The sequence below is a fragment of the Citrobacter sp. CK181 genome, assembly GCF_030333595.1.
Classification (GTDB): Bacteria; Pseudomonadota; Gammaproteobacteria; order Enterobacterales; family Enterobacteriaceae; genus Citrobacter_B; species Citrobacter_B koseri.
This window is the reverse complement of the sequence record NZ_JAOWFN010000013.1, coordinates 194,462-219,518: the sequence shown is the minus strand read 5'-3', so window position 1 is coordinate 219,518 and position 25,057 is coordinate 194,462. Positions and strand designations below refer to the sequence as shown.

At 55.2% G+C, this 25,057-nt stretch carries 22 protein-coding genes; 11 read left to right on the top strand and 11 right to left on the bottom strand.

What is annotated here, in order from left to right; translation table 11 throughout:
• Positions 1-54: 54 nt before the first annotated feature.
• On the top strand, positions 55-1,233 hold the full coding sequence (gene xylR, locus OGW17_RS12420) for a D-xylose utilization transcriptional activator XylR (RefSeq protein WP_012135707.1): 1,179 nt from the start codon (positions 55-57) through the stop codon (positions 1,231-1,233).
• A gap of 94 nt (positions 1,234-1,327) precedes the next feature.
• Here the strand turns inward: xylR and OGW17_RS12415 are convergent, their stop codons facing one another.
• Complete coding sequence (locus tag OGW17_RS12415; RefSeq protein WP_024131053.1) at positions 1,328-2,152, bottom strand: protein bax; 825 nt, start codon at positions 2,150-2,152, stop codon at positions 1,328-1,330.
• A gap of 316 nt (positions 2,153-2,468) precedes the next feature.
• Here OGW17_RS12415 and malS point away from each other — a divergent pair, with 316 nt between their 5' ends.
• Positions 2,469-4,499, top strand: a complete 2,031-nt coding sequence (gene malS / locus OGW17_RS12410; RefSeq protein WP_071259238.1) for an alpha-amylase — start codon at positions 2,469-2,471, stop codon at positions 4,497-4,499.
• A 175-nt stretch (positions 4,500-4,674) separates the two neighbouring features.
• On the top strand, positions 4,675-5,925 hold the full coding sequence (gene avtA / locus OGW17_RS12405; RefSeq protein WP_071259236.1) for a valine--pyruvate transaminase: 1,251 nt from the start codon (positions 4,675-4,677) through the stop codon (positions 5,923-5,925).
• 35 nt (positions 5,926-5,960) lie between these two features.
• Here avtA and OGW17_RS12400 read toward each other — a convergent pair whose 3' ends face one another.
• The gene (locus OGW17_RS12400) at positions 5,961-6,434 is read right to left on the bottom strand and encodes a 4Fe-4S dicluster domain-containing protein (RefSeq protein WP_012135712.1); all 474 of its coding nucleotides are present in this window, start codon (positions 6,432-6,434) and stop codon (positions 5,961-5,963) included.
• 117 nt (positions 6,435-6,551) lie between these two features.
• Positions 6,552-7,367: an IclR family transcriptional regulator YiaJ gene (gene yiaJ, locus OGW17_RS12395; protein WP_058668270.1), complete on the bottom strand. Its 816-nt coding sequence runs from the start codon at positions 7,365-7,367 to the stop codon at positions 6,552-6,554.
• A gap of 218 nt (positions 7,368-7,585) precedes the next feature.
• Here yiaJ and yiaK point away from each other — a divergent pair, with 218 nt between their 5' ends.
• From yiaK to araD, 8 genes are all read left to right on the top strand, one after another.
• Positions 7,586-8,584 (top strand): 3-dehydro-L-gulonate 2-dehydrogenase, encoded by a 999-nt coding sequence (gene yiaK, locus OGW17_RS12390; RefSeq protein ID WP_071259234.1) that lies wholly within the window; start codon positions 7,586-7,588, stop codon positions 8,582-8,584.
• An 11-nt stretch (positions 8,585-8,595) separates the two neighbouring features.
• Positions 8,596-9,060, top strand: coding sequence for a YhcH/YjgK/YiaL family protein (locus tag OGW17_RS12385; RefSeq protein ID WP_071259231.1), 465 nt, complete (start codon positions 8,596-8,598; stop codon positions 9,058-9,060).
• A gap of 22 nt (positions 9,061-9,082) precedes the next feature.
• Positions 9,083-10,012 (top strand): DUF4862 family protein, encoded by a 930-nt coding sequence (locus OGW17_RS12380; RefSeq protein ID WP_071259229.1) that lies wholly within the window; start codon positions 9,083-9,085, stop codon positions 10,010-10,012.
• Between the two features lie 105 nt (positions 10,013-10,117).
• Positions 10,118-11,437: an MFS transporter gene (locus OGW17_RS12375; protein ID WP_047460323.1), complete on the top strand. Its 1,320-nt coding sequence runs from the start codon at positions 10,118-10,120 to the stop codon at positions 11,435-11,437.
• A gap of 90 nt (positions 11,438-11,527) precedes the next feature.
• The gene (locus OGW17_RS12370) at positions 11,528-13,033 is read left to right on the top strand and encodes an FGGY-family carbohydrate kinase (protein WP_071259226.1); all 1,506 of its coding nucleotides are present in this window, start codon (positions 11,528-11,530) and stop codon (positions 13,031-13,033) included.
• Positions 13,030-13,692: a 3-keto-L-gulonate-6-phosphate decarboxylase UlaD gene (ulaD, locus tag OGW17_RS12365; protein ID WP_047460316.1), complete on the top strand. Its 663-nt coding sequence runs from the start codon at positions 13,030-13,032 to the stop codon at positions 13,690-13,692. The genes OGW17_RS12370 and ulaD overlap by 4 nt, the downstream gene beginning before the upstream one ends.
• Positions 13,685-14,545, top strand: a complete 861-nt coding sequence (locus OGW17_RS12360) for an L-ribulose-5-phosphate 3-epimerase (RefSeq protein WP_012135721.1) — start codon at positions 13,685-13,687, stop codon at positions 14,543-14,545. Before ulaD ends, OGW17_RS12360 begins: the two co-directional genes overlap by 8 nt.
• Positions 14,539-15,234: an L-ribulose-5-phosphate 4-epimerase gene (gene araD / locus OGW17_RS12355; RefSeq protein WP_012135722.1), complete on the top strand. Its 696-nt coding sequence runs from the start codon at positions 14,539-14,541 to the stop codon at positions 15,232-15,234. Before OGW17_RS12360 ends, araD begins: the two co-directional genes overlap by 7 nt.
• Positions 15,235-15,319: 85 nt before the next feature.
• Here araD and OGW17_RS12350 read toward each other — a convergent pair whose 3' ends face one another.
• The 8 genes from OGW17_RS12350 to OGW17_RS12315 form a co-directional block, all read right to left on the bottom strand.
• Positions 15,320-15,733, bottom strand: coding sequence for a winged helix-turn-helix domain-containing protein (locus tag OGW17_RS12350; RefSeq protein WP_012135723.1), 414 nt, complete (start codon positions 15,731-15,733; stop codon positions 15,320-15,322).
• A 579-nt stretch (positions 15,734-16,312) separates the two neighbouring features.
• Positions 16,313-17,851 (bottom strand): aldehyde dehydrogenase AldB, encoded by a 1,539-nt coding sequence (gene aldB, locus OGW17_RS12345; RefSeq protein WP_012135724.1) that lies wholly within the window; start codon positions 17,849-17,851, stop codon positions 16,313-16,315.
• A 215-nt stretch (positions 17,852-18,066) separates the two neighbouring features.
• The gene (yiaY, locus tag OGW17_RS12340; RefSeq protein ID WP_071259223.1) at positions 18,067-19,218 is read right to left on the bottom strand and encodes an L-threonine dehydrogenase; all 1,152 of its coding nucleotides are present in this window, start codon (positions 19,216-19,218) and stop codon (positions 18,067-18,069) included.
• Positions 19,219-19,404: 186 nt separating this feature from the next.
• Positions 19,405-21,252, bottom strand: coding sequence for a selenocysteine-specific translation elongation factor (gene selB / locus OGW17_RS12335; RefSeq protein WP_071259220.1), 1,848 nt, complete (start codon positions 21,250-21,252; stop codon positions 19,405-19,407).
• The gene (gene selA / locus OGW17_RS12330; protein ID WP_058668277.1) at positions 21,249-22,640 is read right to left on the bottom strand and encodes an L-seryl-tRNA(Sec) selenium transferase; all 1,392 of its coding nucleotides are present in this window, start codon (positions 22,638-22,640) and stop codon (positions 21,249-21,251) included. The genes selB and selA overlap by 4 nt, the downstream gene beginning before the upstream one ends.
• A 99-nt stretch (positions 22,641-22,739) precedes the next feature.
• A complete protein-coding gene (locus OGW17_RS12325) occupies positions 22,740-23,348 on the bottom strand; it encodes a glutathione S-transferase (RefSeq protein ID WP_047460300.1) in 609 nt (202 codons plus the stop codon).
• A gap of 174 nt (positions 23,349-23,522) precedes the next feature.
• On the bottom strand, positions 23,523-24,659 hold the full coding sequence (locus tag OGW17_RS12320) for an HlyD family secretion protein (RefSeq protein ID WP_012135732.1): 1,137 nt from the start codon (positions 24,657-24,659) through the stop codon (positions 23,523-23,525).
• 2 nt (positions 24,660-24,661) lie between these two features.
• Entirely contained in the window at positions 24,662-25,045 is a 384-nt protein-coding gene (locus tag OGW17_RS12315) for a DUF3302 domain-containing protein (protein ID WP_071259218.1), read from the bottom strand.
• Positions 25,046-25,057: the final 12 nt, after the last annotated feature.

The window sequence follows — 25,057 nt, the reverse complement described above, 5'->3', positions numbered from 1 at the left end:
CGGTCAACACGTACCGGCATTGTCCTTTATGACTGATTCAGCAGGGAAAGAACTATGTTTGAGAAACGCCACCGTATCACACTGTTATTTAATGCAAATAAAGCCTACGACCGTCAGGTAGTGGAAGGCGTGGGTGAATATTTACAGGCATCGCAATCGGAATGGGATATCTTCATTGAAGAAGACTTCCGCGCGCGAATTGATAACATCAAAGAGTGGTTGGGCGATGGCGTCATTGCCGACTACGATGACGATGACATTGCTCAGGCGCTTGCCGATGTGGATGTGCCCATTATCGGCGTCGGCGGTTCTTACCACCTTGCTGCACACTATCCATCCGTCCATTATATCGCCACCGATAACTACGCACTGGTGGAAAGCGCCTTTCTGCACCTGAAAGAAAAAGGGATCAATCGCTTCGCCTTTTATGGCCTGCCCGCCTCCAGCGGCAAGCGCTGGGCGGCTGAGCGTGAATACGCGTTTTGCCAACTGGTTGCACAAGAAAAATACCGTGGCGTGGTCTATCAGGGGCTGGAAACCGCACCGGAAAACTGGCAGCACGCGCAAAACCGGTTGGCGGACTGGCTGCAAACCCTGCCGCCGCAAACCGGGATTATCGCCGTTACCGACGCCCGGGCGAGACATGTGCTGCAAGTTTGCGAGCATCTGCATATCCCGGTTCCCGAAAAACTGTGCGTCATCGGTATTGATAACGAAGAACTGACCCGTTATCTGTCGCGGGTCGCGCTGTCATCGGTCGCTCAGGGAGCCAGGCAGATGGGCTATCAGGCGGCAAAACTGCTACACCGCCTGCTGGATAAGGAAGTGCTGCCGCTGCAACGTATTCTGGTTCCGCCTGTGCGCGTCGTTGAGCGTCGCTCGACGGACTACCGCTCATTGACCGACCCGGCCGTCATACAGGCGATGCATTTCATCCGTAACCATGCCTGCAAAGGTATTAAAGTCGATCAGGTGCTGGACGCAGTCGGTATCTCCCGCTCAAACCTGGAGAAACGGTTTAAAGAAGACGTCGGGGAGACCATTCACGCCGTTATTCATGCTGAAAAACTGGAAAAAGCGCGCAGCCTGTTAATTTCAACCACGCTGCCGATTAACGAAATATCACAGATGTGCGGTTACCCATCCCTGCAATATTTCTATTCTGTTTTCAAAAAGGAGTATGACACGACGCCAAAAGAGTACCGCGATCGGTACAGTGAAGTGTTGTTGTAGCGGGGTCTTTTGTAGGCCCGGTAAGCAAAGCGCCACCGGGCGTTTGTGCCGGATGGCGGCGCAAGCGCCTTATCCGGTCTACAAAATTGGGTCATTACATATGCGCGGCGATTAAACGCTGGTTATCCTGATACATCGCGAACAGATAGTTGTTGTAGCTCTGCCCTTTCGTCGAATAACCCTTCAGCTTATGGATCATTGCGCTTGCGGTAACTTCCTGATCCGCCTTACGCAACTGGGCGCGAGACTTACGGAAAGACGAGTAAGCAGGATGCGTGTTCAGGTTAATCACGTACGCGTTAACCGACTCTTTAACCGAGCCGAACTGCGAGTAACCTTTCACTTTACCCGGCGCATTGGTACAACGCCCTTTTCCGCATTTCATGCCGAACAGGTTATTGTTGTTGCGCGCCAGTTTAGAGGTTCCCCAGCCGCTTTCCGCCGCCGCCATCGTCGCCACCATACTGGTCGGGATGATGTCTACGCGTTCCAGCAAGGTATTCCACGGAATGTTACGCGTGTTGCCAGACCACTTTACCTTGTAGCGCGCTGCGATATCTTTCATACGCGTACGCTCAGAAGGCGACCAGCGATTCTGGTACTGTTTTGAAATCAGCCAGTTACGATCCGCAGTAATCGCAGCATTTTGACTGGTGATAAAAGGCATAACCGTCCGGAGAAACGCTTTTTTCCTTGGTGTTCCAGAAGGGTATTTTCGCAAATCAGGAAGTGAACTACTCTTTGCACTATTGCGAGAATACTCTTGTTTACTGCTTACCTGTTTATGACCTGTCTTGGTTACGTGGGACTTTTGACTCGTTGTTGTCGTGTGCGCCTTCGCCAGCACCTCACCCGAAAATACTACGGTGAGTAACATAAGAATCATTGCCCCATATCGTCGTATGGGCGTCAATATCATTAGGTCTCCTGGTCGGATTTATACATTCCAACGCCTTATATTTTTCAAAAAAATGAGAGATGAATCTCAAATCATATCAAAAATAACCGTCAAGAGCACCCCAAGGAATAGTCCAATTCCGAAACCCTGTCACGCAATAATGGCGAAGAACGCTATTAATACGAAGAAAATGTGGTGGTTATCGCAAAACATGGCTATTTTCTACGCACGATCGCTCACCCTCGCGCCTCAGCCTGGCGGAATACGCCAGAGGGATGAGTTATCCGCTATCTTTCAACGGCATACTGGCTAAAATCGCAGCAATAAGGAAAGCGTAATGAAACTTACCGCTTTTGCACTGGCGCTTATGCCCGGCATCGTATTCGCCTCATCATGGACATCTCAGGGATTCCCGCCCTTTACGGCGGAAGGTACAGGTAAGTTTGTCAGCCATGCCGCGTTGACGAAAGGTACGCGCCCTTTGACGCTGCATATTGACCAACAGTGCTGGCAACCTGCTGATGCCATAAAACTCAATCAGATGCTGTCGCTCAAACCGTGTGAAGGCACGCCGCCACAGTGGCGACTGTTTAAAGACGGCGACTACTCGCTGGAGATTGATACCCGCTCCGGTACGCCAACGCTGACGCTGTCGATAAAAAGCACCGCCGATCCCGTCGCCAGCACGGTGCGCCAGTGCCCAACGTGGAACGGCTCGCCGCTGACCCTGGAGGTGAGTCACACCTTCCCGGAAGGCGCTGTCGTGCGCGATTACTACAGCCAGCAAACCGCTACCGTTAAGAACGGTCAGATTACGTTACAACCCGGCGCGACCAGCAATGGGCTTTTGTTGCTTGAACGCGCGGAAACCAACGCGCCCGCCGCATTCAACTGGCATAACGCGACGGTCTACTTTGTGCTGACAGACCGTTTCCAGAACGGCGATCCGACGAATGACCAAAGCTATGGCCGCCACAAAGACGGCATGGAGGAGATTGGCACCTTTCATGGCGGCGATTTACGCGGGCTGGCAGACAAGCTGGACTATCTGCAACACCTGGGGGTGAATGCCCTGTGGATCAGCGCGCCGTTCGAGCAAATCCACGGCTGGGTCGGCGGCGGTACGAAAGGGGACTTCCCGCATTATGCCTACCACGGCTATTACACCCAGGACTGGACCACGCTGGACGCCAATATGGGCAGCGAGGACGACCTTCGCGCGTTAGTCGATGGCGCACACCAGCGCGGCATCCGTATTCTGTTTGATGTGGTGATGAACCACACGGGCTACGCCACGCTGGCGGACATGCAGACATTCCGGTTTGGCGCGCTGTATCTGCAAGGCGATGAGCTGAAAAAGACGCTGGGCGAACGCTGGACTGACTGGAAGCCCGCCGCCGGGCAAAGCTGGCACAGCTTTAATGACTACATCAACTTCAGCGACAAAGCGGCATGGGAAGCATGGTGGGGGAAAGAATGGATTCGCACGGATATTGGCGATTATGACAATCCAGGCTTTGACGATTTGACCATGTCGCTGGCCTTCCTGCCCGATATTAAAACGGAATCCACAACCCCTTCCGGCCTGCCGGTGTTCTATAAAAACAAACCGGATACCCGTGCAAAAGCCATTGAGGGCTACACGCCGCGGGATTATCTGACCCACTGGCTCAGTCAGTGGGTGCGTGATTACGGCATCGACGGGTTCCGCGTAGATACCGCCAAACACGTCGAACTTCCTGCCTGGCAGCAGTTGAAAACCCAGGCCAGCGCGGCGTTGACCGAGTGGAAACAGGCCAACCCGGACAAGACGCTGGACGACACGCCTTTCTGGATGACTGGTGAAGCCTGGGGCCACGGCGTCATGCAGAGTGATTATTACCGCCACGGCTTTGATGCGATGATCAACTTTGACTACCAGGAGCAGGCGGCAAAAGCGGTCGATTGTCTGGCGAATATGGACGCCACCTGGCAGCAAATGGCAGAGAAATTACAGGATTTCAACGTGCTGAGTTATCTCTCCTCACACGACACTCGCCTCTTTCGGGAAGGCGGCGATAAGGCCGCAGAGCTTCTGCTGCTGGCGCCCGGTGCCGTACAGATCTTTTATGGCGACGAATCCGCACGCCCCTTTGGCCCGACGGGTTCCGATCCGCTGCAAGGCGCCCGTTCTGACATGAACTGGCAGGATATCAACGGTAAATCCGCCGCCACCGTCGCCCACTGGCAGCGAATCAGCCAGTTCCGCGCCAGACACCCCGCCATCGGCGCCGGTAAGCAAACCACGCTCTCACTGAAGCAGGGGTACGGTTTTGTGCGCGAGCACGACGACGATAAGGTCATGGTCGTCTGGGCGGGTCGCCCTTAATCCTGCCTGACGTCCGGTGTGCCCATCCGCCGGACGTCTCATCAAAACAAAACACCAGCCAGATAAAAATCTTCAGCATAAAACATCAACCACGGCGTTAACGCCTGATTTGCACCCTGCCATAGGTAGCGCTATGGTTAGCCACTTTGATAATGAGTTCGACAGACCACCTGCTATGACATTCTCACTTTTTGGCGACAAATTTACCCGCCATTCAGGCATTACCCGCCTGATGGAAGACCTCAATGACGGCTTACGCACGCCCGGCGCAATCATGCTCGGCGGGGGTAATCCAGCGCAAATCCCGGAAATGCAGAATTACTTCCATTCGCTACTGGGCGAAATGCTGGAAAACGGCAAAGCCACTGATGCGCTTTGTAATTATGACGGTCCGCAGGGAAAAACGGAGCTACTGACAGCGCTCGCGTCGCTGCTGCGTGAGAATCTGGGTTGGGATATCGAACCACAGAATATTGCACTAACAAACGGCAGTCAGAGCGCGTTTTTCTACTTGTTTAATCTCTTCGCCGGACGCCGCGCCGACGGGACGACTAAAAAAGTGCTGTTCCCGCTGGCGCCGGAATACATTGGTTATGCCGATTCCGGGCTGGAAGAGGATCTTTTCGTTTCCGCTCGCCCGAATATCGAGCTATTGCCGGAAGGTCAGTTCAAATACCACGTTGATTTTGAACATCTGCGCATCGGGGAAGAGACTGGCATGATCTGCGTGTCGCGCCCGACTAACCCAACAGGTAATGTGATCACCGACGAAGAGCTGATGAAGCTGGATACCCTTGCCAATCAGCACGGCATCCCGCTGGTGATCGATAACGCCTACGGCGTTCCCTTCCCGGGCATTATTTTCAGCGAAGCATGCCCGCTGTGGAATCCGAATATCATCCTGTGCATGAGCCTCTCCAAACTGGGGCTGCCCGGCAGCCGCTGCGGCATCATTATCGCCAATGAAAAAATCATCACCGCCATCACCAATATGAACGGCATTATCAGCCTGTCGCCTGGCGGTATTGGCCCGGCAATGATGTGCGAAATGATCAAGCGTAACGACCTGCTGCGCCTGTCGGAAACGGTAATAAAACCGTTCTACTACCAGCGCGTACTGGAGACAATCGCGACCATTCGCCGGTATTTACCGGAAAATCGCTGCCTGATCCATAAGCCGGAAGGCGCTATTTTCCTCTGGCTGTGGTTCAAAGATTTGCCGATTTCGACTGAATTGCTGTACCAGCGTCTGAAAGCGCGCGGCGTATTGATGGTTCCCGGCGACTACTTCTTCCCGGGGCTGGACAAACCCTGGCCGCATACGCACCAGTGCATGCGGATGAACTACGTTCCCGATCCGCAAAAAATTGAGGCAGGGGTGAAAATTCTTGCTGAAGAGGTTGAGCGCGCCTGGCGTGAAGGCTGACAGCCTCCCCGGTCATCGCCTGACCGGGGTGACACTCAGACGGGTTGCGCGTGCAGTCGTTGTCGCTGCACGTTTTCCACATCAAGGCACTGCAACGCGTCAGTCGGGCAGGCCTCCACGCATGCCGGGCCCGTTTCACGGTGCCAGCAGAGATCGCATTTAATCGCCTGTACGCGTGAGGTTCGCGACACAACGTTCATCGCGCCGAACGGGCACGCCAGCATACAGCTTTTACACCCGATACAGCGCGCTTGTTCCACGAAGATGTGCCCATGATCGCGACGAATTGCCTGCGTTGGGCACACGTTCGCGCAGGGGGCATCTTCACACTGGCGACATGCCGCCGCCGTGGTAAACGCATCGTCTTTAATGACCCGGATGCGGGAGACAAATTCCCCGGACGACACCGCCGCACAGTCCTGGTTCTCCTGATGCGCCACTACGCAGGCAACCTCACAGGTACGACAGCCGATACATTTCGCCGCATCCGCCATGATAAATCGGTTCATTGCCCTCTCCACCTGCGTAAAACCCCAGAGTGCCAGAGAGAGCGCGATCGCTGCTTTGATCCGACGAGGGAAACGATTAAATTTTGTCAGATGCCCATCATCTTCCGGGCGCCTGCCTTAATCGCGCACGGTAAAACCCAACTCATTCGAGATCGCCTGCGCGGTGTCACGCAGGGGCTTGAGCAGATTTTTCTCGCCGATTTGCTTGAGCCGGGACGTCGAAAGCGAAATAGAGATGGCGTATGGCACCCGATGGTGAATATCAAACACCGGCACGGCAATGCAGGAGACGCCCAGCTCATTCTCTTCGCGATCCATCGCCATACCGCTTTCACGAATTTGCGCCAGCTCGTCATACATTGCCGGCAACCCGGTAATGGTGTTACGGGTCAACGGCTGGATCTGATCCTTGTGGCTTTCCCAATAGGTTTCCACATAGTCAGGATGGCCGAACGCCATGTAAATCTTCCCCATCGCAGAGCAATACAGCGGCATATGCTGACCGATATAGGCACGGGTGCGCAGCATGCCAGTGGTCGGCTCCAGCTTATAGATCAGGATGGCATGATCGTCTTCACGGCTGGAGAAGTTGACGGTCTCGCCAGTAGCGATATTCAGCGTCTCAAGATGCGGCGCAGCCACATGAATGATATTCAGCGATGACAGGGCTTTCTGCCCGACAGCGATAAATTTAGTGGTCAGACGATAGCTTCCGGCGGCGGGCGCGGGGGTGACATACCCGCAGGACTGCAACCCCTGTAGCAGTCGATGCACGGTACTTTTGTTCAGCCCTGCCAGTTCAGACAAGTGCGCCAGCGGGCATCCGTTCGGGTAGTTACTGAGGATCTCAATCAGCATCAAACCACGGAACAGGCTCTGACTACCGGCTGGCCTCTCTTTTTCTTGCGTCATTTCGCTCTCTTTTATGCCCATCGCTTCCGCTCCCCTTTTCGTCGCGCTCTGATGGTAGCGCAAAGTGTGTTTCAGTTCACGATCTGAACCGAAAAAACACAACTATTTGATTTTGATGATTTTAAAAAATAGACCACCCCGTTGATCTGTCAAAATTTGATCGCTATATTTGAAATCAGATTTCGCATAGTGAAATTTAAAGATAAAAAAGCGGTCAAAAATAAACGGGAGAAGCAGGAATGAAAGTGACTTTTGAGCAGTTAAAAGAGGCGTTCAATCGGGTGCTGCTGGCGCGCGGCGTTGCGGCGGAAACGGCTGACGCCTGTGCAGAGATGTTTGCCCGTACTACAGAATCCGGCGTCTATTCGCATGGCGTGAATCGCTTTCCCCGTTTCATTCAGCAACTGGATAATGGCGACATCATTCCTGATGCCAGACCGCAGCGCATCACCAGCCTTGGCGCCATCGAGCAGTGGGATGCTCAGCGATCCATCGGCAATCTGACGGCGAAAAAAATGATGGATCGCGCCATTGAACTGGCTTCCGACCACGGCATCGGCCTGGTGGCGTTACGCAATGCCAACCACTGGATGCGCGGCGGCAGCTACGGCTGGCAGGCGGCGGAAAAAGGCTACATCGGCATCTGCTGGACCAACTCTATCGCCGTGATGCCGCCGTGGGGGTCAAAAGAGTGCCGCATTGGCACGAACCCGCTGATCGTCGCCATCCCTTCATCGCCAATCACCATGATCGATATGTCGATGTCGATGTTCTCCTACGGCATGTTAGAGGTGAACCGGCTGGCGGGACGTGAGCTGCCGGTAGACGGCGGGTTCGACGATGAAGGAAATTTGACCAAAGAACCTGGCGTGATCGAAAAAAATCGCCGCATTTTGCCGATGGGCTACTGGAAAGGGTCAGGTCTGTCGATTGTGCTGGATATGATCGCCACCCTGCTTTCCGACGGCGCTTCCGTTGCCGAAGTTACCCAGGAAAACAGCGACGAATACGGCGTTTCGCAGATCTTCATCGCTATTGAGGTCGATAAGCTGATTGATGGCGCCACGCGCGATGCCAAACTCCAGCGCATTATGGATTTCGTCACCACCGCTGAGCGCGCCGATGAGAACGTGGCAATCCGTCTGCCAGGCCACGAATTTACCCGGCTGCGGGATGAGAATCGCCGCAACGGCATCACCGTCGATGACAGCGTATGGGCCAAAATCCAGGCGCTGTAAGGAGGCATAGCATGATATTTGGACATATCGCACAGCCCAATCCGTGTCGTCTGCCAGACGCGATTGAAAAGGCGCTCGATTTCTTACGCACCACCGACTTTCGCACGCTGAACCCTGGGGTGGTGGAAATCGACGGCAAAAATATTTTTGCCCAGATAATTGATTTAACCACCCGCACTGCGGCTGAAAACCGTCCAGAAGTTCATCGCCGTTATCTGGATATTCAGTTTCTCGCCTGGGGTGAAGAAAAAATAGGGGTTGCCATCGACACCGGTAATAACCAAATCAGCGAATCGTTATTAGAACAGCGCGATATTATTTTCTATCACGACAGTGAACATGAATCTTTCTTTGAAATGGTTCCGGGAAGCTACGCTATTTTTTTCCCGCAGGATGTTCATCGCCCTGGCTGCAATAAAACGGTCGCGACACCCATACGGAAAATCGTCGTTAAAGTGGCAATATCCGCTTTATAAAACGTTATCTTTGGAGCACAACATGAAAACGAACAATACCGGTTATATTATCGGTGCGTATCCCTGTGCACCCTCATTTCACCAAAAGAGTGAAGAGGAAGAGAAGGAATTCTGGCGGCAACTCTCCGATACTCCTGATATTCGTGGGCTGGAGCAACCCTGCCTTGAACATCTTCACCCACTCGGCGACGCGTGGTTATTGCGCCATACGCCAGGCAACTGGCAAATCGTCGTGACGGCGATTATGGAGACCATGCGCCGTCGCGGTGAAAACCGCGGCTTTGGGCTGGCCTCCAGCAATGAAGATCAGCGTCAGGCCTGTGTGGCGTACTATCGCCACCTTTACCAGAAGATCACGACAATCAACGCGGCAAGCGCCGGGAAAGTGATCGCGCTTGAGCTGCACGCCGCACCGCTGGCCGATAACCCAAACGTCGCGCAGGCAACGGACGCATTTGCCCGTTCAGTGAAAGAGATCGCTGGCTGGGACTGGCCGTGCGACCTGGTGCTGGAACACTGCGACGCGATGACCAGCGCCGCGCCGCGCAAAGGATTCCTGCCTCTGGACAACGTGCTGGAGGTGATTGCCGACTACGACATCAGCGTTTGCATTAACTGGGCGCGTTCCGCCATTGAAGGACGCAACACCACCCTGCCACTGACCCATACACAGCAGGTAAAACAGGCCGGTAAACTCGGCGCGCTGATGTTCTCCGGTACAACGCAAAGCGGTGAATACGGCGAATGGCAGGATTTACATGCGCCTTTCGCGCCTTTCTGCCCTGACAGCATGATGACGCAGGAACATGCCCATGAATTACTGACCTGCGCAGGAACAGACGTTCTGCAATTCATGGGTATTAAGTTACTGGAAATTAACGCTAATGCCGACGTCAGTCACCGCGTAGCGATATTACGCGACGGCATTACGGCATTAAATAACGCCAAATAATAAGACGTTGCCGGATGGCGGCGTAGGTCTGATAAGCAAAACGTCATCAGGCATTAAATAATTTACTTTTCATCGCCAGAATACTTACTTTACGAGAATACGAAGATGAATATGACCTCTCGCCCTACAGAAAAAGATATACCTCGTCAGCGTTGGCTGCGAATTATTCCGCCCATTCTGATTACCTGTATTATTTCTTATATGGACCGCGTGAATATTGCTTTCGCGATGCCTGGCGGAATGGATGCCGAATTAGGTATTTCCGCCACTATGGCCGGTCTGGCTGGCGGGATTTTCTTCATCGGCTATCTGTTCTTACAGGTTCCCGGCGGCAAAATCGCCGTTCACGGCAGCGGCAAGAAATTTATCGGCTGGTCGCTGGTTGCCTGGGCGGTCATTTCCGTCCTCACAGGCTTAATCACCAACCAGTATCAATTGCTTGCCCTGCGTTTCTTACTGGGTGTGGCGGAAGGCGGCATGCTGCCCGTCGTACTGACGATGATCAGCAACTGGTTCCCGGACGCTGAACGCGGTCGTGCGAACGCCATTGTGATTATGTTTGTGCCGATTGCCGGGATTATCACCGCCCCGCTCTCCGGCTGGATCATCACCGTACTCGACTGGCGCTGGCTGTTCATTATTGAAGGTCTGCTCTCTCTCGTCGTGCTGGTGCTGTGGGCGTACACCATTTATGACCGGCCGCAGGAAGCCCGCTGGATCTCCGGGGCGGAAAAAAACTATCTGGTGGAAACCCTCGCCGCAGAACAGAAAGCCATTGCCGGAAGCGAAGTCAAAAACGCCTCTCTCAGCGCGGTCCTTTCCGACAAAACCATGTGGCAACTTATCGCCCTGAACTTCTTCTATCAGACCGGGATTTACGGTTACACCCTCTGGCTGCCAACCATCCTCAAAGAGCTGACCCACAGCAGCATGGGGCAAGTCGGTATGCTCGCCATTTTGCCATACGTCGGTGCGATCGCCGGGATGTTCCTGTTCTCTTTCCTTTCCGACCGCACGGGTAAACGCAAACTGTTTGTCTGCCTGCCGCTGATTGGCTTCGCCCTGTGCATGTTCCTGTCGGTGGCGCTGAAAAACCAAATCTGGCTGGCCTATGCCGCGCTGGTCGGCTGCGGCTTCTTCCTGCAATCGGCGGCGGGCGTTTTCTGGACGATCCCGGCACGTCTGTTCAGCGCCGAGATGGCGGGCGGCGCACGCGGCGTTATCAACGCGCTTGGCAACCTCGGCGGCTTCTGCGGCCCCTACGCGGTTGGCGTACTGATCACGTTGTACAGCAAAGATGCGGGCGTCTATTGCCTGGCGATCTCCCTGGCGCTGGCCGCGCTGCTGGCGTTGTTGCTGCCCGCGAAATGCGATGCGGGTTCGACACCGGCAAAGACAATGAGTCCGCGTAAACACGCCGCGTAACACCATGCCCGGGGCGCAGCGCTTACCGGGCCTACAAAACCCGTAGGCCGGATAAGCGTGGCGCCATCCGGCAAAAATGAGACATGAAAGATGAGAGAGAAAGAGGCCTTCTGGCTGGGCATCGATTGTGGCGGTACTTATCTGAAAGCCGGTTTGTATGACGCCAAAGGTCATGAGCATGGGATCAACCGGCAGTCGTTACAGACGGCAACGCCACTGCCGGGTTACGCCGAACGCGACATGCACCAGCTCTGGCAACAGTGTGCAGCCACCATTACCGGGCTTTTGCAGCGTACAGGCATCTCCGGCGAGCAAATTAAAGGCGTCGGTATCTCCGCTCAGGGTAAAGGACTGTTTCTGCTCGACAGGCAGGATCAGCCGCTGGGCAGCGCCATTCTCTCTTCCGACCGCCGGGCGCTAAAGATTGTCCAGCGCTGGCAGCAGGACGGCATTCCTGAACAGCTTTACCCCGTTACCCGCCAGACGCTGTGGACCGGGCATCCCGCCTCTCTGCTGCGCTGGATTAAAGAGAACGACCCTCAACGTTACGCACAAATTGGCTGCGTGATGATGGGGCATGACTATCTGCGCTGGCGCTTAACCGGCATAAAAGGGTGCGAAGAGAGCAACATTTCTGAGTCCAACCTCTACAACATGAGCAGCGGGCAGTATGACCCGCGCCTGACCCAATGGTTGGGCATCAGTGAAATCGACGATACGCTGCCCCCCATTATGGGGTCAGCCGAAATATGCGGGGAGATCACTGCTCAGGCAGCCGCCATCACCGGTCTGAAGGCGGGCACGCCCGTCGTCGGCGGTCTGTTTGACGTGGTTTCCACCGCGCTCTGCGCCGGTATTGAAGATGAATTCACCCTCAACGCGGTGATGGGCACCTGGGCGGTGACCAGCGGGATCACCGAGGGGTTGCGCGACCACGAAGCGCACCCTTATGTCTATGGCCGCTACGTCAACGACGGGCAGTACATCGTTCACGAAGCCAGCCCTACCTCATCCGGCAATCTTGAATGGTTTACCGCCCAATGGGGCGAACTCTCTTTTGACGAGATCAACCAGGCCGTCGCCAGTCTGCCGAAAGCGAGCGGCGAACTCTTTTTCCTGCCGTTTCTGTACGGCAGCAATGCCGGGCTGGAGATGACCTGCGGCTTTTACGGCATGCAGGCGCTGCATACCCGCGCGCATCTGCTACAGGCCATTTACGAAGGGGTGGTGTTCAGCCACATGACCCATCTCAACCGTATGCGCGAACGCTTTACTGAGGCGCACACCCTGCGCGTAACCGGCGGCCCGGCGCACTCCGACGTCTGGATGCAGATGCTGGCGGATGTCAGCGGCCTGCGCATCGAACTGCCGCAGGTTGAAGAGACCGGCTGCTTTGGCGCCGCGCTCGCCGCCCGCGTCGGCACCGGCGTATACCGCAGTTTCAGCGAGGCTCAGCACGCCTTACGGCACCCGGTACGCACGCTAATGCCCGACATGGCCGCGCACCGTCTTTATCAGCGCAAATACCACCAATACCAGGATTTGATTCAGGCATTACAGGGCTACCACGCCCGCATTAAGGAGCACGCATTATGAGCCGACCATTACTGCAACTGGCGCTCGACCACACCAACCTTCAGGCGGCGCTTCGCGATGTCGCCCTGTTACAGGACCACGTCGATATCGTTGAGGCTGGCACCATCCTCTGTTTAACCGAGGGGCTTGGCGCGGTGAAAGCGCTGCGCGCCCAGTGCCCGGATAAAATCATCGTTGCCGACTGGAAGGTGGCCGATGCGGGCGAAACGCTCGCGCAGCAGGCTTTTGCCGCAGGCGCCAACTGGATGACGATTATCTGTGCGGCGCCGCTCGCCACGGTGGAGAAAGGCCATGCCGTCGCGCAATCCTGCGGCGGTGAAATTCAGATGGAGCTGTTCGGCAACTGGACGCTGGACGATGCCCGCGCGTGGTATCGCACCGGTGTGCGTCAGGCGATTTACCACCGTGGGCGCGACGCGCAGGCCAGCGGACAGCAGTGGGGAGACGCGGATCTGGCACGGATGAAGGCGCTTTCTGATATTGGCCTGGAGCTGTCGATTACCGGCGGCATTACGCCTGCCGATCTGCCGTTGTTTAAAGATATTCGCGTCAAAGCATTTATCGCCGGACGCGCGCTGGCAGGGGCGGCGCATCCGGCGCAGGTTGCAGCCGGGTTCCACGCGCAAATTAACGCCATCTGGGGAGAGCAGCATGCGTAATCATCCGTTAGGTATCTATGAAAAAGCGCTGGCAAAAGACCTCAGTTGGCCGGAGCGCCTGGTGCTGGCGAAAAGCTGCGGCTTTGACTTTGTCGAAATGTCGGTGGATGAGACCGACGAACGCCTGTCGCGCCTGGACTGGAGCCCCACGCAGCGGGCGTCGCTGGTGACCGCCATGCTGGAAACCGGCGTGGCCATCCCGTCAATGTGCCTGTCCGCGCATCGTCGCTTTCCCTTCGGCAGTCGCGATGAGGCCGTACGCCAGCGGGCGCGCGACATCATGACCAAAGCGATTCACCTGGCGCGCGATCTGGGTATCCGCACCATTCAACTGGCGGGTTATGACGTCTATTACGAAGAACATGACGAAGGTACGCAACAACGCTTTGCCGAAGGGCTGGCGTGGGCGGTGGAGCAAGCCGCAGCGGCGCAGGTGATGCTGGCGGTGGAGATCATGGACACCGCCTTTATGAACTCCATCAGCAAATGGAAAAAATGGGACGCGCTGCTCGCCTCGCCGTGGTTTAGCGTTTACCCGGATGTCGGCAATCTCAGCGCCTGGGGCAACGACGTCGCCGCTGAGCTGAAGCTCGGTATTGACCGCATCGCCGCCATCCACCTGAAAGACACGCAGCCGGTGACAGAGAACAGCCCCGGTCAGTTCCGCGACGTGCCGTTCGGTGAAGGGTGCGTGGATTTTGTCGGCATCTTCAAAACGCTGCATGAGCTGAACTACCGTGGCGCGTTTTTGATTGAGATGTGGACGGAAAAGGCCAAAGAGCCGGTGCTGGAAATTATCCAGGCGCGGCGCTGGATAGAAGCGCGTATGCAGGAAGGAGGATTTACATGTTAGAGCAGTTAAAAGCCGAGGTGCTGGCAGCCAATCTGGCGCTTCCGGCACACCATCTGGTGACATTCACCTGGGGTAACGTCAGCGCCGTCGATGAAACGCGAAAACTGATGGTCATTAAACCTTCCGGCGTTGAATATGACGTCATGACCGCCGACGATATGGTGGTGGTGGAGATCGCCAGCGGCAAGGTCGTTGAAGGCAGCAAAAAGCCCTCGTCCGATACGCCGACGCATCTGGCGCTCTATCGTCGTTATCCGCAGATCGGCGGAATTGTGCATACCCATTCCCGCCATGCAACGATCTGGTCACAGGCGGGTCTTGACCTGCCCGCCTGGGGCACCACGCATGCCGACTATTTCTATGGCGCAATCCCCTGTACCCGGCTGATGACCGTGGAGGAAATTAAAGGAGAATACGAATACCAGACGGGCGAGGTAATCATCAAAACCTTTGAAGAACGCGGTCTGAACCCAATGCAAATCCCGGCGGTATTAGTCCACTCACACGGGCCATTCGCCTGGGGGAAAGACGCCGCTGACGCCGTGCATAACGCCGTGGTGCTTGAGGAGTGCGCCTATATGGGGCTGTTTTCGCGCCAGCTCACGCCGCAGCTACCGGATATGCAGCCAGAATTGCTCGACAAACATTATCTGCGTAAACACGGCGCGAACGCCTATTACGGGCAGTAAGACAATAAAAAAATCCCTGGGCGTAAAACGTCCAGGGTAAGAATCCGAAGGCGACATCACGCTACGGAATAAACGGTTACTGACCTCAGCGATATCGGTATTGATAATCTACATTGTCCACCACACTATAAAGCGGTTGAATATCATCCAGTGCCAGTATGTATCCACTTCCTTTCACGCAGACAATTGAATTCTTCGGTAGCCCCAGCAGACTTAATTTATTATTTAGATTTTTGACGACTTTAGATAAACGCTGCGTGGAAGCACATAATTCATTTTTTTCCCAAACGTTGATGAGTAATTCATCCTTTGAGACATATTGAGAACGTGCATTGACCAAAAGGTAAACAAACAGATGGAGCATTGTCCGATTAAAAAACACTCCACAGAAAGAGATGACGCTATCCATTTTATTAACCGGCAGCCGGAAAATTCGAGCTTCGTTAATATCAAGGAATATTTCCCTGCCAATCATAAATCCATGTAACTGATATTCCATACTTTAGATACTCACGTTGAGCTAAACCAGAGATACCTGCTCATGTTCACCTCCTCCTTGATTATTGTGTAAGCCTCAAGTGTAAAAAAAAGCAATTTATTTTCAATAGTTAACCGACACAACTCTTTTCCCACACCTTTCTGATGGGGTATAGGTTTAATAGCTGAAAAAAATATTTGTATAAATTAATGTAATTACTAAAGACAAACGATTAGCAGTATAAGCTAAATAGACAGGGCCGGTGCATGTGACAATTAAATATTATATATTTATCTCAAATTACAGTTAATAATGCTGCGCCGGGCTCCCAACGGCCGAACAGCGGCTTCACTCTCCCCGGCAAATCTGCCCGATGGCGCTACGCTTATCGGGCCTACATGTGCGATTTCCCGTAGGCCCGATAAGGCGAACCTCATGCCCGATGGCGCTATGCTTATCGGGCCTACATGTGCAGTTTCCCGTAGGCCGGATAAGGCGAACCTCATGCCCGATGGCGCTACGCTTATCGGGCCTACATGTGCAGTTCTCCGTAGGCCGGATAAGGCGAAGCCGCCATCCGGCAACGTGGTTATACGGCGCTTAAAACAGCCCCAGCGGTTTATCGGAATAGCTCACCAGCAGACATTTGGTTTGCTGATAATGCTCCAGCATCATTTTGTGGGTTTCGCGGCCAATCCCCGACTGCTTATAGCCGCCGAACGCAGCATGCGCCGGGTAAGCATGATAGCAGTTGGTCCATACGCGTCCCGCCTGAATACCACGCCCCATTTTGTACGCCAGGTTGCCGTTACGACTCCAGACTCCGGCGCCAAGCCCGTACTGGGTGTCGTTAGCCAGTTCCAGCGCTTCTTCCATCGTCCTGAAGGTCGTCACCGCCAGCACCGGGCCAAAAATCTCCTCCTGGAAAACGCGCATATTGTTCTTACCAAACAGGATGGTCGGTTCGAGGTAATAGCCCTCTTTCAGCTCTCCTTCCAGCTGCTTGCGCCGCCCGCCGGTTAACACATCCGCGCCTTCTTTCTTACCGATATCAATGTAGTTGAGGATGGTTTCCAGTTGACCCTGGGAGACCTGCGCGCCCATCTGCGTAACGCTGTCGAGCGGGTTACCGCTGCGAATGCTTTCGACGCGACGAATGGCCCGCTCCATAAAGCGCTCATAAATGGACTCCTGTACCAGCGCGCGGCTCGGGCAGGTACAAACTTCGCCCTGGTTAAAGGCAAACAGCGCAAAGCCCTCCAGCGCCTTGTCGAAAAACGCATCCTCTTCATCCATCACATCGGCGAAGAAGATATTGGGGGACTTACCGCCCAGCTCCAGCGTTACCGGGATAATGTTTTGTGTCGCGTACTGCATGATCTGTTGCCCGACTTCCGTCGAACCGGTAAACGCCACCTTCGCGATCCGCTTCGACGTCGCCAGATATTCGCCGATCTCTCCGCCCGCGCCGTTCACGACGTTGACCACGCCCGGCGGGAGCAGGTCGCCAACGATTTCCATCAGCAACAGAACCGAAAGCGGCGTCAGACGCGCAGGTTTGAGCACCACGCAGTTCCCCGCCGCCAGCGCCGGGGCCATTTTCCAGCTCGCCATCAGCAGCGGGAAGTTCCACGGGATGATCTGCCCCACCACGCCCAGAGGTTCATGGAAGTGATAGGCCACTGTTTCGCTGTCAACTTCGCTGATACCGCCCTCTTGTGCGCGGATACAGGACGCAAAATAGCGGAAATGGTCGATCGCCAGCGGCACGTCGGCGGCGCTGGTTTCACGGATGGGTTTGCCATTATCCCAGGTTTCCGCCGTTGCCAGCAGTTCCAGGTTTTGCTCCATGCGATCGGCAATCTTAAACAGAATCGCGGCGCGATCCTGCACGGACGTATGCGCCCACTGTTCTTTCACTTTATGCGCGGCATCCAGCGCCAGATCGATATCTTTTTTGCCGGAAGAGGCGACTTCACACAGCAGTTGCCCGGTCACCGGCGTCAGATTCTGGTAATACTCGCCGTCTACCGGTGCGACCCAGTCTCCGCCGATAAAGTTGTCGTAGCGGGCTTTTAATTTCAGAGGAAAACCATACTCGCCGGGCTGAATACGCGTTGAAGGGGGATTATTGGTCATGACCGTCTCCTTACTGTAGGGGTACTACAAAGGTTAGACGGGACTGGCGAAATCTTCGCCAGCCTTTTACTGCTTTACGACTGCGGTCACGATATAGACAAGCGGATGTTTAAGCCGTTTCACCTTACCGCACAGTGTAGGCCCGATAAGCACAGCGCCATCGGGCATGACGCCGGAATGACACGATGCGTATCGTATATCCGGCAATCACTCAATTACATCGCCGCGTGGTAAATCGCCATGATCTCGTCGTGGGTCGCCTGAATAGGGTTGGTCAGGCCACAGGCGTCTTTCAGCGCATTGGTCGCCAGCACGGAAATATCTTCTTCTTTCACATTCAGGTCGCGCAGACCCGCCGGAATGTTGACCTGCTGCGCCAGCTGACGGATAGCGTCAATGCACGCTTTCGCGCCGTCGGCTTCACTCATCCCGGTTACATTAACGCCCATCGCAGCCGCACAGTCACGCAGACGGCCTGCCGCGACCTGGCTGTTAAATACCTGAACGTGCGGCAACAGCACCGCATTACATACGCCGTGCGGCAGATTGTAGAAGCCGCCGAGCTGGTGCGCCATCGCGTGGACATAGCCCAGAGAAGCATTGTTAAACGCCATACCAGCCAGGAATTGCGCATAGGCCATCGCTTCGCGCGCCTGCGCGTTGCTGCCCTCTTCCACGGCAATCGCCAGGTTTTCCGCAATCATAGAGATGGCTTTCAGCGCGCACGCATCAGTAATCGGCGTTGCGGCAATAGAAACATAGGCTTCAATGGCGTGGGTTAACGCATCCATGCCGGTCGCGGCAGTCAGCGATTTCGGCATCCCCATCATCAACGAAGAGTCATTCACAGAGAGCAGCGGCGTAACGTGTTTATCCACAATCGCCATCTTAATATGGCGCGCTTCGTCGGTAATGATGCAGAAGCGGGTCATTTCTGATGCCGTTCCCGCCGTCGTGTTGATAGCAACCATCGGTAGCTGAGGTTTCGCGGAGCGATCCACGCCTTCATAGTCGCGGATGTCGCCGCCGTTCGCCGCCACCAGCGCGATGCCTTTCGCGCAGTCGTGTGGGGAGCCGCCGCCCAGCGAAATTACGCTATCGCACCCGTGTTCTTTCAGGAGTTTCAGCCCGGCAGCCACGTTTTCGGTGGTCGGGTTCGGCTGCGTGCCATCATAAATAACGCTGAAAATATCGCGTTCCTGCAACGCATTCTGAATATCTCCAGCCATGCCTAATGTTGTCAACATACTATCCGTGACAATTAATGTACGGCGAAAACCATATTCCGCCATGGTATTCATTGCTTCTTTTAATGCACCAGTGCCGATTACATTCACGGAAGGAATAAAAAATGTTGAAGCAGCCATTGTACCATCCTTAATTACTGAAATAAGGCTGGCAGCATACGGATGAACCTGTCGTGAAAATATGATCGCTGTTGTTATTTTCCCATTATAAAATATAAAAAAGCACATTAGGTTCATCGCCTGCTGTGCTTTATATAATTCAAGAAAATAATTGTATTAATTCATTTTCTATTTTAATAATTCGTATCATTCTTTTGCCGGAAATAATAACGCATCGCGTAATAAATGATCGTTTCCGCGACGGCGCGTGAATCCTGTCCGGTCAAAATACTCCAGAATCTGAATGGCGAGTTTTCGTCCAACATTCAGCCGATCGCGAAAATCAGCGGCGCAGGTCGAGCCTCTTTCCTGATCCAGTTCGCGGATCAGGTTCGCAAAAGCGACAATCCGATCGTTACGGTAATAACGATCTTTCACGATCGCGGTAATCATGCCCTGCTGTGCCGCCTGTCGCAGCACCTGCCGCATAACCTGCTCGTCCACGCCCTTTTCTTTCGCCAGATCGCGCACCCACCAGGGGTCGTCGCCAAACAGCGGCTCAATGTTTTGCCAGACGGCCTGCTGCTCGTCGCTGAAACCGGCTTTGTGATCCGGTAAATGCAACCAGCCGTGGTGGCTGTGAATCACGCCGCTTTCACGCATACGGTCGATGAGCAGCAGCACCAGCGCTTCGTCTTCCATCGGGAGCGCCATGCGCCGCAAACGCTCGCGCCCCGGGCCGGGTTCATCGCGATGGTGTTCGTGGTACACCGCGAGCGTATCCAGAATCTTACGCTGCCAGCGCGCGGCGACAGGGGCGTTCAACAGGCTGTAACCCGCCTGAATAAAACCATGCTGTTCAATAAGCTGGCGCATACCGTCGCCGTTGAGCTGCCGCGCCCACACGAAATCAGGAATATTCACCGCGCCGCGTTCGAGATGCGTCGCCAGCGCGGCGCTGTCATCCCTGGCGTTTTCCAGCGCCGACAGCCATTGCAGATATTCCGGTTTACGTTTACCGCGACGCGGCGAGTTGAGCGTCACCACATGTGCGCCAGCAAGCGTGGTACGGGCAGAAATATCGCGTAATACCAGCCGGTCGTTATCGGCAAGCCATAGCGGCGTATCGAACACCAGCTCCGCCAGCGTGCCCTCCAGCAGGGAAATGCGTCCGGTGACATGGCTGGCGGCGTGGTGAATATGCAGCGGTTGCCATTGCACGAGCGGCGCAGCATGTTCTAACGAAACGATGACGCGTGAAAAGGCATCCGGCGGTACGTCAGAGAGAAGCCAGTCGCCACGGTTAAGCTGCTCTTTTTCCGCATCGCCCGCGATATTCAGCGCAATACGCTGTCCGGCATGAGCGTGTTCAGTCGCCTGATTCTGCGCATGCAGGCTGCGCACGCGCATGGGCTTATTCACACCGGTCAGCCACAGCGTATCGCCAACGTTCACTTCGCCGCTGAGCGCCGTACCGGTCACCACCAGCCCTGCGCCTTTCACCGTAAACGCGCGATCGATCGCCAGGCGAAAGCTCTGATGGCCGGGATGCGCGCGGCCCGTCAACTGCCGTAAATGCTCGCGCAATGCCTCAATACCGCGCCCTTCATTCGCGGCGGTGACAAACAGCGTCGCGTCGGCAAACCCGTAATGGCCCAGCGTCGCCAGAATCTCTTCCCGCACCTCTTCGATTCGCGCTTCGTCCACCCGGTCGGCTTTGGTCAGCGCAACCGTAAGCTGCGGATTGCCCGTCAGTTGTAAAATTTGCAGATGCTCGCGGGTCTGCGCCATCACGCCGTCATCGCAGGCGACAACCAACAGCGCATGATCGATACCGCCCACGCCCGCCAGCATGTTGGAGAGAAACTTTTCATGGCCGGGAACGTCGATAAATCCCAGTACGCGGCCATCCGGCTGCGGCCAGTAGGCATACCCCAGATCGATAGTCATACCGCGTTTTTTTTCTTCCGGTAGACGATCGGCATTCACGCCGGTAATCGCCTGTAATAGCGTTGTTTTTCCGTGGTCAACGTGTCCGGCGGTTGCAATAATCATTTCAACATCATCTCCATAAACCGGGTCTCGTCTTCAAGGCAGCGGATATCCAGCCACAGGCGACCATCGTAAATTCGGCCAATGATCGGGACCGGCAGCGCGCGCCAGCGGGCCGCCAGCGCCTCAAGACGGCTTCCGCGCCCGTCATGCGGCGTAAAGGTCAGCGCCGCGCTGGGCAGCCGATCAACCGGCAGCGAACCGCTGCCGATCTGCGACAGGCAAGGCATCACGTTTACCGCGAACTCCGCGCTAAAGCGTGCGGCAAGCGCCGCCTGTAGCCGCTGCGCCTGCGCCTGAATCGCCGCTTCACTGCGGGTTAACAGCCGCAGCGTCGGCAGTTTCTCCGCCAGCGCTTCCGGGTGCAGGTAAAGCCGCAGGGTTGCCTCCAGCGCCGCCAGCGTCATTTTGTCGGCACGCAGGGCTCGCTTCAGCGGGTGGCTTTGCAGTTGCGCAATCATCTCTTTCTTGCCGACAATGATCCCGGCCTGCGGCCCGCCCAGCAGCTTGTCGCCAGAGAAGCTGACCAGGCTGACGCCTGCGGCAATCAGCTGCTGCGGCATCGGTTCTTTCGGCAAGCCGTACTGACTGAGATCCACCAGCGAACCGCTGCCCAGATCCGCCACCACCGGGATATCCAGCTCCAGCCCAATAGCGGCCAGCTCTGCCTCATCCACCGCTTTGGTGAAGCCTTCAATACTGTAATTACTGGTATGCACTTTCATCAACAGGCCGGTGTTTTCATTCACCGCCTGACGATAATCTTTCGCGTGAGTCCGGTTGGTGGTGCCCACCTCATGCAGCGTACAACCCGCCTGACGCATCACATCAGGAATACGAAACGCGCCGCCAATCTCCACCAGTTCGCCACGCGATACCACCACCTCTTTACCGTTCGCCGTCGCCGCCAGCATCAGCAACACGGCCGCCGCGTTGTTGTTCACAATACAGGCGTCTTCCGCCCCGGTAATGCGACATAACAGATCCGCCAGCGCCCGATCGCGGTGCCCGCGCCCGGCGCCATCCAGATCATATTCCAGTGTGACCGGAGCGCGCATTGCCTGCGCCACTGCGTCAATCGCCTCTTCCGCCTGCTGCGCTCGCCCCAGATTGGTGTGCAGCACCGTTCCCGTCAGGTTAATCACCGGACGCAGCGCGCTTTGCGCCTCTTTCGCCAGCCGGATATTCACCTCTTGCGCCCAGTTCTCGCACCACGCGGGCAGCGCCTGCGTATCGCGAATCGCTTCCCTTGCTTCATCCAACATCTGGCGAAGCAGATCCACCACCCTGGTGTGCCCGTGGGTGTCACGTAAAGAGAGAAAAGTGCTGTCACGCAGTAAGCGATCGATAGCAGGAAGCTGGCTGTAGAGTGAACGCGTTTCGGTTGTCATGAAAAAGGCCTGGCTGTTGGTGGCCCCCTCCGGTGCGGAGAGGGATATCGACATGAGGGGGATTGTACCGTGAGTTTGCTCAGGCGGACATAATGCGCATCAAGCCTTTGGCGGTTCCGTGCGGGCAAAGCTTTCGCGTTGAAAGAGCGTTTCCACCAGTTTGACTAAGTGCGGTCTGTCCACACACCAGCCCGGCGCCACGCGGCGGAAATTGAGGTAGCCCACGGCGCAGGCAATGGCGATGGTTGCCAGATTCACGGTATCGGTCTTAATCGTCCCGTCCACCAGATAACCTTCCAGCGCGTCCAGACTACGGTTGATTTTCTCGCGCTGGCGCAACAGTTCCGTTTCAGACTGCTGCGCCGCCGGGCGCGCCTGTTCACGCACGGAAACCAGACCGGCATCCATAATGCCGTCCGCCAGCGCTTCAATCTGCCGTACTTTCAGTGAGGCCAGCGGTTCACGCGGAATCATCACCGGAGCAATATCCAGTAACTCAATATATTCGGCGATTATCGGGGAATCGAACCAGCACTCTCCCTTATCCGTCACCAGCGCGGGGACTTTGCCAAGCGGGTTGTACTGCGCCACGCCGTTTTCCGCGTTGTAGGGAAGTTCATTCACAAATTCGAAAGTGATGCCCTTTTCCAGCAATAAAACCGAAATCTTTCGCACAAAAGGGCTGGTATAGCTGCCGATGAGTTTCATGCCGTGTCCTTTTTGCCAACAAAAAATAAAGTGGTATCAATAAATCTTGCCTTAGTTTTGCCGGATGGCGGCGCAAGCGCCTTATCCGGTCTACACATTGCAGGCATTGTTCCTGTCGGTCTGATAAGCATAGCGCCATCAGGCATTTTTACTAAAAAGCAGGTGGCGACCCGCTTAATGATCCAAATAAAGATAGTGCATCCAGCTGGTCATGCGCAGTAGCACCTTACGCATCACGGAGACATGGGCGAAGTGATCGGAGTAAACCGCAACCTGGGCGTAAATGCCGTCAGGCAGGGCATCCACATCACTATTCGGCTCCAGCTCAATCAACGCAAGCACGCCGTCCATCCCCGGCGTTACGCTTAAGGACTGTAATGTTCCCTGCGCCTGGTAAGAACCGCCGGGCACAACCGGTAAAATACTCAACAATTTGCCCTGGAATACCTGGCCGGGCAGCGCATTGAACACCACTTCTGCCTCATCTCCCGCCTCAAGACGTAATAATGAGTTCTGCCGGAACTGGGCGACAATTTGCCGTTTTTGTTCGGGAATAAAAACCATTACCGGGCGCAGCGGCAGCGCGGCGGCATAGCTACCGGGCCGGATAAGCACCTGGGTCACATAGCCATTGCTCGGCGCGCGAATAACCGTCTGTTCAAGATTGTATTTCGCCTCGGCCAGCTGCGCCCGCAGGCTGACGATTTGCGACTGCTCGCCATCGACCATGCTGTCCAGTTGGCTCTGGATCTGCGTTTGCTCAGCAACAGAACCTTTTACCATCGCATCCTGCGCTAAATAGTTTTGCCGCGCGTTATCGATATCGCTTTCAGAGAACGGATTCACCCTCGCCTGACTGCCTTTCAGATAGCGCTGATAATCTTTATAGAGGCGGTCGCGTTCTGCGGACACCCGCGTGGTATTGGCCTGAGCCTCCGCTAATTGCGCCTTCAGGGTATGTATATTATGCGTGGCCGTGACCAGGTCAGCCTGTAACCTGTCGACCCGCGCCTGATACCGCACGGGATCGATTTTGAATAAAACATCGCCTTTTTTAATCAGCTGATTATTTTTATCCGTTACCTCACTCACAATACCTGTTACCTGCGGCGTAATGGGAATAGAAATAACCGCTTTCTGCGCCGTAAAAGTATAGGGGTGGTTATAGTTCATTAATAATATAAGTCCGCTAACTAAAAATACCCCGCCTAATGCCGCCGTGGAAAGTGTCCATTGGTTCACCGGAATCCTGAATATTTTAAATACCGCCCAGGCTAATGCTACGTAGGTCAAAACAATCAACAGATCCATGATTAGCTCTCCGACGGGGGAATATCAGGGGACTGTACCTCAGCCAGCTTTCGCTCCAGCGCTTCCACACGTTTCGACAAGGCGATAAGTTCCGGGTCAGGCTCCGGTTCTGGCCCCGGCTCAGGTTCCTTTTCCTGCGGTGAAACATGCGCTTGCATGCCCCAGCCCCGTTCGGGCTGATAAAGCGTGGCCCAAATCCACAGAAACGGCCAAATAACATGCAGCGTAAACAGACTGACCCAACCAGCAGTATGAATAGCATCAGCATGGGGGTGGTTTCGTTTTTTAGCGATCAGATAAGGGATGTCATGAATCATGATGATTCCATAAAAAATCACCAGAAAAACAAAGATCAATACTCCTAACGCGAAATAATTTAGAAACATACCTGCTCCGGC

Coding starts and splice junctions, on each gene's coding strand:
- OGW17_RS12320 (WP_012135732.1), bottom strand. CDS start 24,659: ATGGATCTGTTGATTGTTTTGACCTACGTAGCATTAGCCTGGGCGGTA.
- OGW17_RS12375 (WP_047460323.1), top strand. CDS start 10,118: ATGAATATGACCTCTCGCCCTACAGAAAAAGATATACCTCGTCAGCGT.
- OGW17_RS12360 (WP_012135721.1), top strand. CDS start 13,685: ATGCGTAATCATCCGTTAGGTATCTATGAAAAAGCGCTGGCAAAAGAC.
- avtA (WP_071259236.1), top strand. CDS start 4,675: ATGACATTCTCACTTTTTGGCGACAAATTTACCCGCCATTCAGGCATT.
- OGW17_RS12400 (WP_012135712.1), bottom strand. CDS start 6,434: ATGAACCGATTTATCATGGCGGATGCGGCGAAATGTATCGGCTGTCGT.
- yiaY (WP_071259223.1), bottom strand. CDS start 19,218: ATGGCTGCTTCAACATTTTTTATTCCTTCCGTGAATGTAATCGGCACT.
- malS (WP_071259238.1), top strand. CDS start 2,469: ATGAAACTTACCGCTTTTGCACTGGCGCTTATGCCCGGCATCGTATTC.
- aldB (WP_012135724.1), bottom strand. CDS start 17,851: ATGACCAATAATCCCCCTTCAACGCGTATTCAGCCCGGCGAGTATGGT.
- xylR (WP_012135707.1), top strand. CDS start 55: ATGTTTGAGAAACGCCACCGTATCACACTGTTATTTAATGCAAATAAA.
- araD (WP_012135722.1), top strand. CDS start 14,539: ATGTTAGAGCAGTTAAAAGCCGAGGTGCTGGCAGCCAATCTGGCGCTT.
- selB (WP_071259220.1), bottom strand. CDS start 21,252: ATGATTATTGCAACCGCCGGACACGTTGACCACGGAAAAACAACGCTA.
- OGW17_RS12380 (WP_071259229.1), top strand. CDS start 9,083: ATGAAAACGAACAATACCGGTTATATTATCGGTGCGTATCCCTGTGCA.
- selA (WP_058668277.1), bottom strand. CDS start 22,640: ATGACAACCGAAACGCGTTCACTCTACAGCCAGCTTCCTGCTATCGAT.
- OGW17_RS12325 (WP_047460300.1), bottom strand. CDS start 23,348: ATGAAACTCATCGGCAGCTATACCAGCCCTTTTGTGCGAAAGATTTCG.
- OGW17_RS12415 (WP_024131053.1), bottom strand. CDS start 2,152: ATGATATTGACGCCCATACGACGATATGGGGCAATGATTCTTATGTTA.
- OGW17_RS12370 (WP_071259226.1), top strand. CDS start 11,528: ATGAGAGAGAAAGAGGCCTTCTGGCTGGGCATCGATTGTGGCGGTACT.
- OGW17_RS12385 (WP_071259231.1), top strand. CDS start 8,596: ATGATATTTGGACATATCGCACAGCCCAATCCGTGTCGTCTGCCAGAC.
- OGW17_RS12315 (WP_071259218.1), bottom strand. CDS start 25,045: ATGTTTCTAAATTATTTCGCGTTAGGAGTATTGATCTTTGTTTTTCTG.
- ulaD (WP_047460316.1), top strand. CDS start 13,030: ATGAGCCGACCATTACTGCAACTGGCGCTCGACCACACCAACCTTCAG.
- yiaK (WP_071259234.1), top strand. CDS start 7,586: ATGAAAGTGACTTTTGAGCAGTTAAAAGAGGCGTTCAATCGGGTGCTG.
- yiaJ (WP_058668270.1), bottom strand. CDS start 7,367: ATGGGCATAAAAGAGAGCGAAATGACGCAAGAAAAAGAGAGGCCAGCC.
- OGW17_RS12350 (WP_012135723.1), bottom strand. CDS start 15,733: ATGGAATATCAGTTACATGGATTTATGATTGGCAGGGAAATATTCCTT.